This is a genomic window from Paenibacillus xerothermodurans, from assembly GCF_002220865.2.
Lineage (GTDB): Bacteria > Bacillota > Bacilli > Paenibacillales > NBRC-103111 > Paenibacillus_S > Paenibacillus_S xerothermodurans.
Window position 1 is genome coordinate 72,968 of the sequence record NZ_NHRJ02000002.1, and the last position, 15,310, is coordinate 88,277.

The following is a 15,310-nucleotide window of genomic DNA, read 5'->3' on the forward strand; positions in this document are numbered from 1 at the left end:
GGCGCAGCGCTGGTTTGGAGACAACGGGACACATCGGTCCGGCACGCTGTCAGGCGCTCCAACCTGCAGGCTTACGGTGTATCAGTTCTATGTTACATCCCCATGCTGATTTTGTATAAATGTTTTTAGCACAAAGGCGTGATCGTTCGGATTTAATCCCACATTGCCGCCATCGGGGCCTGTTTTGCTGATGACAAACGGTCCCTTCACTATTCCGCGGGAAAAATATGGGTTCGTGGGCAAATCCATTTCCGCACCATCATGATTACAGTATAAAATATAGCCATTTCCCAGCTGAACACATTGCAGCGAGCCGTTGACCAGAGCGCTCAATTCATCGGTGAACGGCTGAAGCGTCACTCCCTGCCCGGGGCGGGCCACCAAAACATTCGCCATATGCAACCTCCTGTTGAAAATAGATACTGGTTATAACATTGCCGAACTGTGGTAAAACAACCCGTGCCAGTTCCCCTTTTGCATTCGATTACTTATTCAACTGCGTGCAGACTCTGGCGTTGCAACACAGGCGAAGCAGTCCAACAGGACCGCATATCCGTAAGACTCGCGTCGGAAGATTCCCTGCGACTGCGTCCCGTAGGTGTCTGGGCCGTATCTTAGTCCCAGTATGGCGGAAAGTGGGTATGCAGCTAGAATCCCAAATGCATGATGATCGCACAAAGAGGGCTATCCCGGCAGATAAAACTTCGGGATAGCCCGTTGTTGGGATTCAGCTGCGGTGCGGCCTTTTTGCCTGTCAGTCGCCGCCGCCGCCGCCATCTCCTCCGCCGGAGCTGTCGGCTGCACAGCTGTCGGAGCTGCTGTAGCTGCCGCTGTCACCGCTGCTGCCCGACGAGGAGGATTTAACGCTCACGGCCAGGCTGCTCTGCGTATATAGAATCGCCTGGACGGCGGCGGGCCGCAGCAGCGCGGAAGGATATGTGTCCATGCCGGACTCGCTGCCACGCGGCGTAATGCTCTTGATAAACGAGCCGCCCACATTCAGCACTAAGGCGCATGCCATAGCACGCTCTAGCCGCGCGGTGTCTGCTGCAACGTAATCCTCTCCTCGCTTCAGCCGTCGGCGCCAGGACGCGATTGCGTAACGCAATTGGGCCGCCTCTCGCGTCACACGAGTGCGCGGTATAGCCCAGAGGAAAAGAAACGACAGCAGCACTGTGACCAGATAGCCGCCTGATGCACCGTCGCTTGCCGGCTGCGCTCCGAAAATAAAGCAAAAGACCAAGAATAACACCGTGTATCTCTTGCGCCGATATTTGTACCCCGCCCACAATGCCAAAATTCCAAGCACCGAAGCGGTAATTGCCAGCGCCTGCCACTTCATTACATCAGCGTAGTACAAGTACAATAGTACGACATAATGCATCGCCATAAGCGGGCGCACGAGCCGTTTCATGGGAGTGTATTCTCCGAGCAGGGAGGCAAACGGCTCGCTTGCCTGCAGGAGAGACAGCCAAACCCGGAATCGTTCCTCGAACGCGGTCAGCTTTTTATAATAATAATTAGCTCGCGCGCCATAGCGCTGCTCCGTTTTGGTAGGGCCCGCGATGGCGTCAAGGGTGAAGGCTGGCTCACCCCTCGCAGGCCTACGAAACAGCCATTTCATGAGATGCAATTCGGCATCCGAAAGCTGGCTCCGGTCCCCGGTGAACACAAACCGCAGCACGGTATCCGGAGCCGCCGGGTCATCGAGGAACCGCTTCTGCGGTGTTTCCTCGTAAATCCGTATGTACCCCTTCCGGTGCAGCGCGAACACGCCAGCGATAAAGTCATGCTTCTTCATCCGGCCTTTCCGGTAAATATACGATATCAGAACCGGATCAGTGTTTTCCAACTGCTCCGGCGTGATCTCCTTGCGCCTCACCCAGCCGATGAGCTTGGCTGCGGGCGAGATGTAGGCGGCGATTCCGATTAACAGAAGAACCAGCAGCCCTACAATGAGCTGCTCCGCGAGCGCGAGACGGGCCGGTCGTGCGGCGAACCGCATCTCCCTCTGTTGTTCCTCCTGCAAAATCTGCTCAATGCGCACGGCCCTGCTCTTCGTCGGAGCCTCGGTCAGGAACTCGCTTGGAAACAGCAGCCGGAGCTCTGCCGTACCTTCCACCGCCAGCTCTGCATTTTTGTACTGGATGGTTGTGCCCGAGGTGTTGGTGATTTGTCCGCCCCTGCGGTCCTGGAGAAACACATGAATTTGGTCTTTATTGAAAGCCCGCGGCAGGATGATATCCAGCGTCACATTAGCAAGCGGCCTCTCATTGCCCGTGAAAAATTGCCAATCCAACTCCCCTGTCCTGACATATTTGGATGCCGCTTGATCCACGCGGTAGCGGTAATAGACCTGCTTCGTTGCGCTGTATGCCGCATTGTAAATGTAAAATGTGTAATCATCCGCGTTGTATTCGACCTTAAGCGGCTGCAGCCCCTCGTGAGAAAAGCGGCCGAGCGGCTGATTGTTCGGAGCGACATACGCCTCGAAGAACTCAATACCGTTATGGCCTTCTTCTTGCAGATACCGCTTGGTACCGCTGTAGCTTCCGTCGAAGGTGTACGTGAATAACTCCTCCACATACATATCCCCATCCGGCAAAACCTGTGCTCTTGCGCTGACCTGATCAATCGTGTAGTCCTCTCCCGTCTCCCAGCCACTCAGAAATAACACTGTCGGCAGGAGTAACAGCGCCAGCCATTTGTTCATGCGATCACCTCGTGATCTATGTATTTGATAAAAGGCGACCTCACCAATAGTAGGAGACCAACTGGTAAATATGCCACGTCAATTCTCTCAAATTTCCAGTTAATTGTTAAGGGAACAATAGACTATTTTTGGTAAACTGACTGCGTATGCCGTGCGACGTCCGGCCAGCACAAAGAAGCCGAGGCGGCTTGACCTCGGTCTTTATTTGCAAGCACAACATCTTGGGGGATGGCTGTGTCAGGGTTGAGATGTCGGCCTAACGATAATTTCATTTACGGACACAGACGGTGGCTGCTGAATTGCATACACAATAGCGTTGGCTATATCTTGAGGTCGCAGCGGCTGTATATCTCCCATTCGACTGAACACAGCTGCTACGTCCTCATCCGTGATAGTGTGAGTGAGTTCGGTGGCTACTGCGCCGGGTGAAATAATGGTCGTACGAATTTTCTGTTCCGCACTTAGTTCTTTTCGCAGCCCCTCTGTGATAGCCCTGACGGCGTGCTTTGTGGCACTATACACGGCACTGGTTGGAAAAATTTCATGTCCCGCAACCGAAGAAACGTTGATGATATGTCCATCGTTCTGTTCGGCCATATGCGGATATACGGCAGCGATGCCGTAAAGCACGCCCTTGATGTTCACGTCCACCATACGGTCCCATTCGTCCACCTTCAATTTATTAATAAACGAGAGCGGCATCACTCCGGCATTGTTAATGAGGATATCGATCTGCCCGAAGCTTTCAATGGTCTCTTTTGCAAGTGCTTCCATGTCATTCCGCGACGTCACATCCGTGACCTTATACACAACTTGCCCGCCGGTCTGATTGATCTCCTCTGCCAGCTGGCGCAGCCGATCTTCACGCCGCGCGGCCAACATAACACGCAGCCCCTGTTTTGCCAGCTCCTTGGCCGTCGCTTCTCCTATCCCACTGCTCGCGCCTGTGATAATTGCTGCTTTATTTTCCATGTTAACGCTCCTTTTTCACTGGTGGATGAAAACTTCTTTATTAGCATGCCGGTTGCAGCGTGATTTAACCGTCGCCTGCCCTTCGTGCTATGAATAACTTCCCATGTTTCAAGCACAATAAAAAGGTCGCCGCTAGAAAACCCATAACATGAGGTTGTGCTGCATTAGACACTGCGGGGTCAGCCAGAAAAGGAGCGGTTACCACAAATGAAAAAGCATAGCGTTTTTTACATATCCATCCTGCTCACGATATTATTTATCGTGTGGGGCGGCTTTTTCACCGGGCATTTCACGCGAATAACGACAGAGGCTTTTGACTTCATGATTGACTACCTCGGGTGGGTGTACGTGGCTACCACGTTTTTTCTGGTGCTTTTCTCCGTCTACTTGCTGTTCTCCAAATACGGCCACATCCGACTGGGCAAGGCCGACGCCGAACCGGATTTCAGAACCGCCTCCTGGCTGGCGATGTTATTCGGAGCCGGGATGGGCGTAGGCATCGTATACTGGGGGGTTGCAGAGCCGGTGACGCATTACACGGAACCGCCGTACGGGGAGCCCTACACGCCTGCAGCGGCACTGCTTGCGATGACGTACTCCTTTTTTCATTGGGGCTTGCAGCCATGGGGGATTTACACGGTCATTAGTTTGGTGCTCGCCTATTTTCAATTTAACAAAGGGTTGCCGGCAACGGTCAGCTCGGCTTTTTATCCCCTGTTGAATGACAGAATCCATGGCCCGATCGGCAAAACCATCGATATACTGTCCGTCTTCGCTACGGTTTTCGGAATCGCCACCTCGCTAGGGCTGGGCGCCATGCAAATTACAGCGGGTCTTCATGCGCTGTTTGACGTGCCGAACATTTTGTATGTGCAGCTGATCGTGATCGGTACGGCCACGGTTCTGTTCATCATTTCAATAACTACCGGACTGGAAAAGGGAATTCAGTATTTGTCCAACGCTGCCATCATCTTGTCTGTTTTGATCATGCTTATGGTGCTAATGCTTGGGCCCACCACTGCCGTGTTCAACATCTTTTTCACGACCTTGGGCAATTACTTAGGTGAGTTCGTCGAAATGAGCTTAGGATTGAACCCTTTCGGGGAAAATGATTGGCTTGGCACGTGGACCCTATTCTATTGGGCGTGGTGGATCGCGTGGTCTCCATTCGTAGGTATGTTCATCGCTCGGATTTCCAGAGGCAGGACCATACGGGAATTTGTGATAGGCGTACTATTCGTGCCGACGTTTGGTACATGCGCTTGGTTTGCGGTATTTGGCGGATCGGCACTTCACATGATTGAAAACCTGGATCAGCCGGAAATGGCGAGAGAAATCACAGCCGATGTTTCGCTCTCAATTTTCAGGTTCTTCGAGCATTTCCCGGCGAGTCCCGTATTGAGTGCGTTGGGGTTCGCTGTCGTATCCATCTATTACATAACGGTGGCTGATACATCCACATTCGTATTGGGTATGCTGAGTGAAAGAGGGAGGCTGAATCCTAGCACGGCCATCCAAATAACATGGGGAGTGATCCAATCGGCCACGGCGGCCGTGCTCCTGTTGTCCGGTGGCTTAAACGTGCTGCAAACGGCGTCCCTCGTCGCCGCATTCCCGTTTGCCATACTTTTGATGTTGATGTGTTGGGCACTGTTGAAAGGGTTGAACAGTGAACTTCCACGCGGAAAAAAATAACGAGCATCCACGCGTTCTGATAGATATTGCATAAAACACAGCCCCTCGGCAGCACGCGGGCAGCGAGACTCTATCCGTGTGAGTGTGCTGCTTAGGGGTGTATTTCATGGTGAAATTGCATGCGCCGGAAAATGCGGCAAAATTTCTTCTCCGATCTCCTCTATCATCTCGTCTATCGGCCGCTTTGCGAAGTATGGCACAAACGCCAGGTGGTTGACTCCGATTTCCTGGAATTTCATCAGCAAATCCAATAGATGCTTCCGTCCCACGCGATATCCCAATGGAATTGGTGTGGGCACGGTATCGGCGTTTTCCGATAAATCTACATACAAGGTCTGCGTGAATGGTTTAAATATGCCAGGAAACTTTCTGTTGACCAATGTACGATACTCTTGAATTAGCGCTGCCTGTTCTTTTAGACCTCGCGGATACTGAATCCAGCCGTCTCCATGTGCCGCAATCCATTCAAGCGATTGCTGGCTAAAGCCGGTGACCATGGTCGGGATGGCCGTGACAGGCCTTGGAATCAATTCCATTTCGTTGGCCTCTATAATACCCTGGTTGGATTTAATGGTCGGGTTGTCTTCATTGAGCAGCCGGTCCAGGAAAAGATAATTCTCCTCAAAAATCTCTCCTCTTTGTTCGCGCGCCACACCGAGGGCTATAAAGTCTTTTTCGCGATCTCCTGATGCAACTCCCATGATCAGCCGATCAGGAAACAGCCGATCGACAGAGGCTGCCTCCTTAGCGACGCGCACAGGATGACGAAGAGGAAGAACTACACTCGCTGTGCCCAGTGCGATGTGATCGGTCTTTGCAGCAAGATAGGTCAAATAGATCCACAAATCGTACACTTGCCCATGGTCGTCAGCAGCAAGGTTTCGCACCGTGACATCGCGCAGCCAAATACAAGCTAAGCCAAAAGCTTCTAGTTTTCTCGCTAATTCAACTGTGTTTTCCATTCTTGGGAGTGAGCTCGTCATGGGTTCGAATGGAATGAGGAACCCCAGAGTCATTTTGTCTTGTTGGTACATGCGTTGATATGCACCATGCCGTGCAGCACTCATGTCATTGCTCCTTTTCTGAACTTGTGGACATTCTCTATCATTTCCCGTTGCAATAAAAAAACATCGTATGGAATACGATGTTCTCGCTAATACCGTGGGATCGGATCCACGGGATGAATAGTCCTTGATCAGGTCAATTAAAGTTCGACGTTATGGTACACTTGCTGTACATCTTCCAAGTCTTCCAAGGCATCGATCATCTTTTCAAACTGCGCTTGTGAATCTTCGGCAAGAGTTAAGTAATTTTGTGCCAGCATGGTTAGTTCCGCTACTGTGAATTCAGTAATTCCGGAGTTTTTAAACGCTTCTTGCACGACGTGGAACTGGTCAGGCTCTGCATATACGATAACGGCGTCATCTTCTTCTATAATGTCTCGAACATCTACATCCGCTTCCATCAACATCTCAAGCACTTCGTCAGCTGATTTGCCTACGAGGCCGATGACAGCCGTGGCATCAAACATATATGCCACCGAGCCACTAACTCCCATACTGCCGCCGTTTTTGGTGAATGCAGCCCGTACCGATGAAGCAGTCCGGTTGACGTTGTTCGTCAACGCATCGACGATCACCATGCAGCCATTCGGCCCAAAGCCCTCATAGCGCAGCTCTTCATAGCTCTCTTCCCCGCTGCCCTTAGCCTTCTCGAGGGCACGGTCGATAATTGCTTTAGGTACGTTGTACGTTTTAGCCCGCTCCAACACCACTTTTAACGCGCGGTTCGCCTCCGGATCCGGCTCACCCTTCTTTGCGGCTACATAAATCTCCACTCCGAACTTGGCGTAAATACGACTCGTGTTGGCGTCTTTTGACGCTTTTTTTTCTTTGATATTATTCCACTTACGGCCCATATGTCCCCGCTCACTTTCAATATTGAATCTGCACAATCACCGTTAGGACTATGCGTTTGTTAATTACACACATTGTCCATTATATCCTGAAAAGCCCGCTCGCACAAATGCCAACGCTATCATTATGCGTCTTGATCACTCGCAACCGCGCGTTAGAGCACACTCTGCTTGTACCTGTTTTTTTGACGTCTACAGCGCCTGGTCCGCTTGTTGTTTAATGTCAGCGGCCGAAGCATCCGGGTAAGTGGCCACGCGTCGACACGGTAACGTTGTTACCTGGTATTTACCTGACAGTGGCGCTGCGGTGAGATCGATAATATTGCTCGGACTGGCAGCTGAGTAATGTGTGGGCAAAGATGATATAATGGTTTACATTCCATTTTTTAGGACTAAGGAGGCCGTGCATGGACTGCAGAATTGGTTGTGCCGCCTGCTGTGTGGCTGTTTCCATCTCTTCGCCGATTCCCGGCATGCCTCAGGGCAAGCCCGCCGGGGTTCCCTGCATTCAGTTGACAAGCGATAACCGCTGTCGTCTGTTCGGTCATCCGGAGCGTCCGGCTGTGTGCAGCAGCCTGGCACCGTCCGTGGAGATGTGTGGGCAGTCCAACGAGGAAGCTTATCGGATTTTAAGTTTGTTGGAGCAAGCGACTAGCCCTGTAATACGAATTGATTGCGCAACTGTACCAATACTTGGAAAACCGCGCAGCAGCGCCGGTGAAACATGAATCCAAGGGTGTGACTATGATAGAATAGGCACATGAATACTTATCTTAGAGAAACGTCAGCATTGCAGCGGAATCACGTTGTGCCGGACTCGTCGTCCGGGCGACCCCGGCGTGCAATGCGAAGAAAACGCAATGTCGGCAAATTTTTAATTTTTGCGTTATTGATTGCGACAGCGATCGCTTTCGGGAAGGACATGCCGTCGCTAGAAAGAATTGTGCCTGATGTGAAACCGCGAGAAGTCCCGCCCGTTACCGCTCTGCATCCGGTCGTCGCCCAAAAGCAAGCGGAGCTGGTGGCAGCAGCCAAACGGAAGGGCATCGTTATCCTAATCACTGACGGCTTCCGCAGTGTGGAGGAACAGAATGCCTTATACCAGCAGGGGCGAAGCACCAGCGGACGGATCGTGACGCACGCGGAGGGCGGAGAGTCTTACCATAATTACGGCCTCGCAATCGATTTTGCACTGCGCAGCAATAACGGAAAGGCGATTTGGGATATGAAGTTTGATGGCAACGGCAACGGACAATCTGATTGGATGGAAGTCGTCACTCTTGCCAAGCAATTGGGGTTTACATGGGGCGGTGATTGGCATAGTTTTCCGGATTATCCCCACTTGCAGATGGATTTCGGTTATTCAATTCGGGAGCTGCGTCGGGGAGAGAGACCACCTGCACTCAATTCCTGAGCCGTCGGTATTGCCTGACGCTGTTTATTCCATACATAGCAGCACCATGCTCGGATGGCTTTTTCGCTCGCGCCAGCTTAAGCTGCTCTAACCCGGCGGAATGCCGCATATGATGTCATTGACAATCATTTGCGGCTTTTTTGTGCTGCGAGGCTTTATGCGAGGCATCCATTTGCTTACCGCTCTAGGCTGACGGGTAATTACATGCGAAAGTTATACTTTTTTTTGAAATGGAGGGTTAAATTTGAAATTGCTGAAAAAGTCTATCGTGACCATGATGACACTGTTCTCCGCTGTTACACCTGCCCTGGCGGCGGTACCCGGCGTCGATTCGTCGGCGGAAGGCACCGCTAACGGCATTGTTGCCGTGTCGCATCCATTAGCGGCCGAAGCCGGGCGAAGCATTCTGCAGCAGGGCGGAAACGCGGTCGACGCGGCGGCTGCCATCCAGCTGTCACTCAACGTAGTGGAGCCCATGATGTCCGGAATTGGCGGCGGCGGTTTTATGATGATTTACCGAAAGGATAGCAATAAAATCGACATTATCGACAGTCGCGAGGTTGCGCCTGCTAACGTGACTCCTAAGCTATTTCTCGATGCAAACGGTCATCCTGTCCCGTTCGAGGAGCGGCACACTAACGGCAAAGCGGTAGGCGTGCCGGGTACTTTGAAGGGAATTGAAACGACTCTGGCCCAGTACGGCACCATGACGTTGAACGAAGTGATCGCCCCCGCTATCGATCATGCCGAACAGGGGGTTACCGTGAATTGGGCTACCGCCAAGTACATACAGAACAATATCCAGAAGCTGCAGAAGTTCGGAACGGCAGCCAACGTCTTCGCGCCGGGAGGCTCGCCGTTGAAGGAAGGCGATTTGTTGGTGCAGCCGGATCTGGCCAAAACGCTCCGGCTAATCAAGGAAAACGGCTCGGATGTGCTCTACAACGGCGAGGTCGGTGAGGCGTTAGTTGCCGAGGTGAACAAGCGCGGCGGCAGTATGACAATGGATGATATGAGAAACTACACAGTGGAATGGAGAGAACCGGTTCGCGGCACGTATCGAGGATATGAAGTGGCTTCCATGTCGCCCCCCAGCTCCGGAGGTCTTACCGTTTTGCAAATTCTGAAGTTAATGGAGGGCTACGACGTTCAGGCAATGGGGGTCAACTCGGCGGATTATCTCCATCGTCTGCTCGAGTCCATGCATCTGGCCTACGCGGACCGGGCGGCGTTTATGGCTGACGAAGATTTTTACCCGGTGCCAAAACAAGGACTGCTGGACGACCGGTACATCAACGCACGGAGACAGCTCATCAATCCGAGCGCGGCCACCCCTTCCATCCAAGCCGGCGACCCCTGGCAATACGAAGACACAGCAGCCTCTGCCAAAAACGTGCCGCAAGAAAAGAAACCGACAGGCCAAACCACACACTTCTCCGTGATGGATCGCTGGGGCAATCTGGTCTCCTATACCACTACCATAGAAATGGAGTTCGGTTCCGGAATTATGGTTCCCGGCTACGGATTCATGCTGAACAACGAAATGACCGACTTTGACGCAGAGCCCGGCGGTGTCAACCAGGTAGAGCCTGGCAAGCGGCCGCGCAGCAGCATGTCGCCTACGCTCGTGCTTAAGGACGGAAGGCCGTTTATGGCCGTTGGATCTCCCGGGGGTCCGACTATCATTGCATCTGTCGCCCAAACGATTCTGAACGTGATCGACCACAGGCTTCCTTTGCAGCAGGCGATTCTCACACCGCGCGTTTATTCAAGCTCCTACCCCCATGTAGAATGGGAGCCCGGCATCCCGCAGGAAGTCGTACTTGAGCTGCTTGGCAAGGGCCACCGTTTCGCGGAAAAACCGGACGATATAGGCAACGTACAGGCCGTGATATTCGATGCAGACAGCGGTAAAATGTACGGAGGAGCCGATAACACCCGCGAGGGCACGGTGTCGGGTGTGGACGGCGCAGCGTTCACGGTAAGCCGGCCCCAACCTGCCGTGCCGCCGATGGAAGCTGTATTCACGCTGAAAGTCAATGGGCTCACCTATCCTTACACGGCGGACCAGACGCTAATCAAGGATGGCATCAGCTACATCGCAGCCGCCCCGCTCACACTCGGTCTCGGCATTGATAGATCGAGCCTAACTGCCAACACGGTCGTTTTCGACGGTCAGCCCTATCTGCCCGTGAGAGCAACCGCGGAGGCTTTGGGCTATGACGTCACCTGGAATGATTCAGAGCGCACAGTGTTATTGGCGAAGGAGATGGAAAAGGCGTCTGATCAGGTAGAAAAAGCGTATCAGGAAGATAAGTTTAAAATCACCAGATAGTGGCACAGTAAAGACGCTGGATTAATAGAAGGAAAGCACCGGGAGCTAGTCACGGTGCTTTTCGTTCTGCAAACAGCGGCTGCACTCCGCTGGCGCAGCCGGCAGTCTGTCATGGCGCTGATTCGGACGACATCCGCTGACGTGTGAGTTCACTCCCCTGACGCCAAATGTCGCACCGGCCGCCTGTCCCTCTCCCCCGCTTCTTTCGCGCCTGCCGACGCGCCGTTCACATGCCATTTCGCATAACCATTCCCGCCATTGCATTCACATGGATGCGGGACGCGCACACCGTGCAGGCCGCGGTATATTTTCGCCGCAGATTTCCATCCTAAGGAAGAAAGCAAATGCACAGGAGGTCAGCGAATGTCAAATACGAAGCACGCCTTTCCGCCCCAACATCAGGACAGACAGCCCGGTATAGAGGCCAACATGACCCCAAAACCCGATTTCGAGAAGAAAGACTATAAAGGCTCAGGTAAACTCAGCGGAAAAGCAGCCATCATCACCGGTGGCGACAGCGGGATCGGCCGGGCGGTCGCCGTCGCGTTCGCCAAAGAAGGCGCCGACGTTGCCATCATGTACCTCAATGAGCATGTAGATGCCGAGGAAACCAAGCGTCAAATACAACAGGAAGGCCGCAGATGCGAGACGATCGCAGGTGATATCGGTGATGAACGATTCTGTGGCGAAGCAGTTGAGCAGGTGGTACAAGCGTTCGGCCGGCTCGACGTTGTAGTGAACAACGCTGCCGAGCAATACCCGAAGAAAAATATCCTAGATATCTCCGCAGATCAGTTGGAACAAACGTTTCGCACCAATGTCTTTGCCATGTTCTATATGACGAAGGCGGCTTTGCCCCATCTGCGGCCAGGGAGTACAATTATCAATACGGCATCTGACAGCGCGTATCAGGGAACGGCGGACATGCTCGATTACGCAGCCACTAAAGGCGCCATCGTGTCATTCACCCGTTCACTTGCCCTGCAGTTAATTGGAAAAAACATACGGGTCAACGGCGTATCACCGGGTCCGATTTGGACGCCGTTCGTGACTGCCACCCTGACCGAAAAGCAAGTCGCAAATTTCGGTACGACGACCCCTATGAAGCGGGCTGGACAGCCGGAAGAGCTAGCACCGGCTTACGTCTATCTTGCCTGCGATGACTCCTCATACATGGCCGGGCAGTTTTTACATATCAATGGTGGTACCATAGTCAATGGATGACTTGCCGAAAGTTCTGTGTGCGCAGGTCTCACCTTGTCCCATGACAGCTCAGCTGCCGACTCCCAACTGAGAGCCTGACATAAGCCACGCAATAGCGCACAGTGCGAAGGGCTTCATGCAGCGATCACCGTTGCATGAAGCCCTCGTACATTTTTGCCGACAGCTCCTCCGCTTCTCGAGCCGATACCAACAGACGCTCTTCCGTGCCGCCGTAGCCGATTTTTTGCTTACCTGTAAACAACTCACTGAATACGGAATCCGCAAAATCATCCAGCGGCGCACCGAACGTGTGCAGCCCCACCCCGCCGAGATCTGTGTTGACTGCAGGCGGCAGCACCTCGAGCACTTCCACACCTGTGTCGGCAAGCTGAATCCGCAGGCTCACCGTAAACGAGTGCAGAGCGGCTTTGGTTGCACTGTAAATGGGCACCCACGCTCCGGGTGTAATAGCTAAGCCGGACGAAACATTGATTATTGCGGCGTGCTGTTGTTTTCTCAAATGTGGAACGAACAGCATCGTCAGATGTACAGGCGCGTCAAAATTGGATTGGATTTCCTTCTGGTAATATTCCCACTCGTCTTTAGCGTCAAGCAGATCTACGCGCTGTTGAATTCCGGCGTTGTTGATCAGTACGTTGAGCTGCGGAAATTCCCTTGTCGCCCATTCAAGCAGCTCCTGCCGCTGCGATGTATCCGATACGTCGCATACCTTGATGTGCAGCCCCGGAAAAGTCGTTGCCGCTTCCTGCAGCTTCTCGTGTCGCCTCCCGCAAACGATCACAGTGTTGCCCGTCTTCAAGAAACGTTCCGCCAAAGCAAGGCCGATGCCCGACGCACCGCCAGTGATTAGCACCGTGTTTCCATCCCTTTTCACGTCTCAACGCACCTTTCTCAAGTTCAATAACTTCCAACTGTTAGTTTATCCGAATATTTGTAAAAAAAACTACGGCGATCTTTTTCGCAGCCACCAGGGCATATCGCGGAACGGGGACCTCATATAATAGATCGTTTCCTTAGTTGGGGCACTCTTACCGCTGCTGTAGCGTCACACAGTGCCGCAAGTCATGTCCCGGGGAACAATTCGCATAACATCGACACCTAGGGGAGAAGAGCTTTGTTACAGCACAGAGTGATATCGCAAATCATGGGTTTGACAACGCTGCTTGCCGTGGCCGGTTTCGGAGCAATCGTTGTTTACACTGTGATTGAAAGCCCGATTGTCAAAGTTGATGAGCAAACCCAGATCAAAAAAATGGTGGAAGACGCGGCTCGTCTGAGATACCCTGACGCGAAATACGTACTGGCATATCAGGTGAAGATGTCACTGGGGGAAGACACAGGTTCTCCTTTCAAAAAAGATGTCGCCACGGTGCATGTGACTATGCAGTTCGACACTGAGGAAGTGACGAAATATTTCTGGTTGACAAGATACAGCGGACAGAACTGGCAAATTGTCGATGTTATAGGATGATGGAGGAGCTCAGGCTGCCGCGGCAGCCTGCTGTTTTACAATCTTTCCGCAATTTTACGGGCGGTTTGCTCTCCGTTTGCGATACAATCCGGAATACCGACACCATAATAGGACGCCCCAGCCAAGAGGACGTTAGGATACCGCTCGGCTAGTTGGTTTTCCAACGAGCGTACGATTTGCGGGTGCTTCAAATGATAGTTGGGCATGGAGTTATGCCACTTGGTCACTTCAACTGATACCGGTGTGGCCGTGATACCCATACTGTCTTGGATATCTTTCCGTGCTACCTGCTTTAGCTGTTCTTCCGTCATCTGCTGGAGCATTTCATAGTGAGGGCCGACGCTCTTATAAAATAACCGTACCAGCAAATTATGCTGCGCCGAGGTGTGCTGCCATTTGCGGCTGGTCCATGTGCATGCGTTGCACTTCAGCCCGCTGTCTTCCGCGGCGATGAAACCTGTCCCATCCTTGGGCAGCTGACTGTCCGGGATGTCAAAGCCAAGATACACACTGATCAAGGAGCTATTTTTCAACTGCTCGAACTCTTTATCAAGCCTTTCATCATTCATAAGAGATCGCGCCGCGTCATGCAGCACGCTGAGCACAATGAAGTCCGCTTCGATCTGCGTGTGATTGGAGCAAGTAACCGTATACCCGTCCTGCCGTTTCTCGACCTTCTCAGCCCGAACGCCTCGGTATACGTCAACAACGGTTAACCGCTCTGCCAGTCTGTCAATTAAGGAAGAGACACCATGTTGAAACGACAAAAATTTCTTGTCACCGTTGGCCTGGAATTTTTGTTTGTTGGCTGACAATCCTTGAATGATGCTGCCGTACTCATTTTTATAATCAAGCAAGTAAGGCAGTGTTGACGCAATCGTCAGGTCTTCCAGCCTGCCGGAATACACCCCGGACAACACCGGCGAAATTTGCTTTTCCACCAGCTCTTTGCCTAGAAAATACTGGAGGAACGCCCCAATGGAATCCTCCTTGGTAAAGGCTTCATTCGGCGTGTACAAGTCTCTTAAGGCATCAACCTTGCCCTGTGCCGATACAAGCTCAGTCGTAGCCAACGATTCCAAGCTCAGTGGTATACCGAATACGGCATCCTTCGGAATCTGCTTCAATTCGCCATCGGTGTAAATGAAGGACACTCCAGTGGCGTTATACACGACCGCCTCCTGTAAGTCCAGCTCATGCAGCAGGGGTGACACGTTCGTTTTCCGCGCGACAATGGAATCCGCTCCCGCTTCCATAATGAATTCGCCCTCTTGCACTGTCCTGATCTTGCCGCCCAAAGCCGCGTCCGCCTCCAGCAGAACAATTTTTGCCTCTCTCTGCTCAGCTTGTAGCGTCTTCTCCAGATAGTAAGCGGTGGCCAACCCCGTGATCCCCCCGCCGATGATAACTATTGTTTTCAAAGTGCTTCCACCTGCCTTGCTAACGGTATGTAATAAAAAGCTCCCCATTGCTGCTGCCAACAATACACATATGCTTGTCACTATTATACGTCCTTTCATCTTCGACCACCATTTTTGTTGCAGCCTGTCCCTTGTTCAGGCGAGCACAGA

The 15,310-nt window shown here is 52.5% G+C and carries 13 protein-coding genes; 6 read left to right on the forward strand and 7 right to left on the reverse strand.

The genetic code is table 11. The features are described 5' to 3' along the window. Positions 1 to 87 precede the first annotated feature (87 nt). The 3 genes from CBW46_RS04010 to CBW46_RS04020 all read right to left on the reverse strand — a co-directional run bounded on the left by CBW46_RS04010 (position 88) and on the right by CBW46_RS04020 (position 3,685). On the reverse strand, positions 88 to 396 hold the full coding sequence (locus tag CBW46_RS04010) for a DUF3846 domain-containing protein (protein WP_089198742.1): 309 nt from the start codon (positions 394 to 396) through the stop codon (positions 88 to 90). 358 nt (positions 397 to 754) lie between these two features. Next, positions 755 to 2,713: a DUF2207 domain-containing protein gene (locus CBW46_RS04015; protein ID WP_089198743.1), complete on the reverse strand. Its 1,959-nt coding sequence runs from the start codon at positions 2,711 to 2,713 to the stop codon at positions 755 to 757. A gap of 237 nt (positions 2,714 to 2,950) precedes the next feature. Continuing rightward, the gene (locus CBW46_RS04020; protein WP_089198744.1) at positions 2,951 to 3,685 is read right to left on the reverse strand and encodes an SDR family oxidoreductase; all 735 of its coding nucleotides are present in this window, start codon (positions 3,683 to 3,685) and stop codon (positions 2,951 to 2,953) included. A 207-nt stretch (positions 3,686 to 3,892) separates the two neighbouring features. Between CBW46_RS04020 and CBW46_RS04025 the strand changes: the two genes are divergently transcribed. Further along, positions 3,893 to 5,380, forward strand: a complete 1,488-nt coding sequence (locus CBW46_RS04025) for a BCCT family transporter (RefSeq protein ID WP_089198745.1) — start codon at positions 3,893 to 3,895, stop codon at positions 5,378 to 5,380. 104 nt (positions 5,381 to 5,484) lie between these two features. On the opposite strand, the gene CBW46_RS04030 is transcribed toward CBW46_RS04025, so the two are convergent. Together CBW46_RS04030 and CBW46_RS04035 are read right to left on the reverse strand one after the other, a co-directional pair. Continuing rightward, positions 5,485 to 6,447 (reverse strand): TIGR03571 family LLM class oxidoreductase, encoded by a 963-nt coding sequence (locus CBW46_RS04030; protein ID WP_089198746.1) that lies wholly within the window; start codon positions 6,445 to 6,447, stop codon positions 5,485 to 5,487. 137 nt (positions 6,448 to 6,584) lie between these two features. After that, the gene (locus tag CBW46_RS04035; RefSeq protein WP_089198747.1) at positions 6,585 to 7,298 is read right to left on the reverse strand and encodes a YebC/PmpR family DNA-binding transcriptional regulator; all 714 of its coding nucleotides are present in this window, start codon (positions 7,296 to 7,298) and stop codon (positions 6,585 to 6,587) included. Between the two features lie 404 nt (positions 7,299 to 7,702). Here CBW46_RS04035 and CBW46_RS04040 point away from each other — a divergent pair, with 404 nt between their 5' ends. The 4 genes from CBW46_RS04040 (at position 7,703) to CBW46_RS04055 (ending at position 12,268) form a co-directional block, all read left to right on the forward strand. Beyond that, complete coding sequence (locus CBW46_RS04040) at positions 7,703 to 8,023, forward strand: YkgJ family cysteine cluster protein (RefSeq protein WP_089198748.1); 321 nt, start codon at positions 7,703 to 7,705, stop codon at positions 8,021 to 8,023. 116 nt (positions 8,024 to 8,139) lie between these two features. Further along, a complete protein-coding gene (locus CBW46_RS04045) occupies positions 8,140 to 8,709 on the forward strand; it encodes a M15 family metallopeptidase (protein ID WP_089198749.1) in 570 nt (189 codons plus the stop codon). Between the two features lie 244 nt (positions 8,710 to 8,953). Beyond that, positions 8,954 to 11,044 (forward strand): gamma-glutamyltransferase, encoded by a 2,091-nt coding sequence (gene ggt / locus CBW46_RS04050; RefSeq protein WP_243633162.1) that lies wholly within the window; start codon positions 8,954 to 8,956, stop codon positions 11,042 to 11,044. Positions 11,045 to 11,407: 363 nt separating this feature from the next. Next, a complete protein-coding gene (locus tag CBW46_RS04055; protein WP_089198750.1) occupies positions 11,408 to 12,268 on the forward strand; it encodes an SDR family oxidoreductase in 861 nt (286 codons plus the stop codon). 124 nt (positions 12,269 to 12,392) lie between these two features. Here CBW46_RS04055 and CBW46_RS04060 read toward each other — a convergent pair whose 3' ends face one another. Then, positions 12,393 to 13,142, reverse strand: a complete 750-nt coding sequence (locus CBW46_RS04060) for an SDR family oxidoreductase (RefSeq protein WP_089198751.1) — start codon at positions 13,140 to 13,142, stop codon at positions 12,393 to 12,395. Positions 13,143 to 13,382: 240 nt separating this feature from the next. On the opposite strand from CBW46_RS04060, the gene CBW46_RS04065 reads away from it, so the two are divergent. Next, a complete protein-coding gene (locus CBW46_RS04065) occupies positions 13,383 to 13,739 on the forward strand; it encodes a hypothetical protein (protein WP_089198752.1) in 357 nt (118 codons plus the stop codon). A gap of 35 nt (positions 13,740 to 13,774) precedes the next feature. Here the strand turns inward: CBW46_RS04065 and CBW46_RS04070 are convergent, their stop codons facing one another. Next, complete coding sequence (locus tag CBW46_RS04070) at positions 13,775 to 15,160, reverse strand: protoporphyrinogen oxidase (protein ID WP_089198753.1); 1,386 nt, start codon at positions 15,158 to 15,160, stop codon at positions 13,775 to 13,777. Between the last annotated feature and the right edge of the window lie 150 nt (positions 15,161 to 15,310).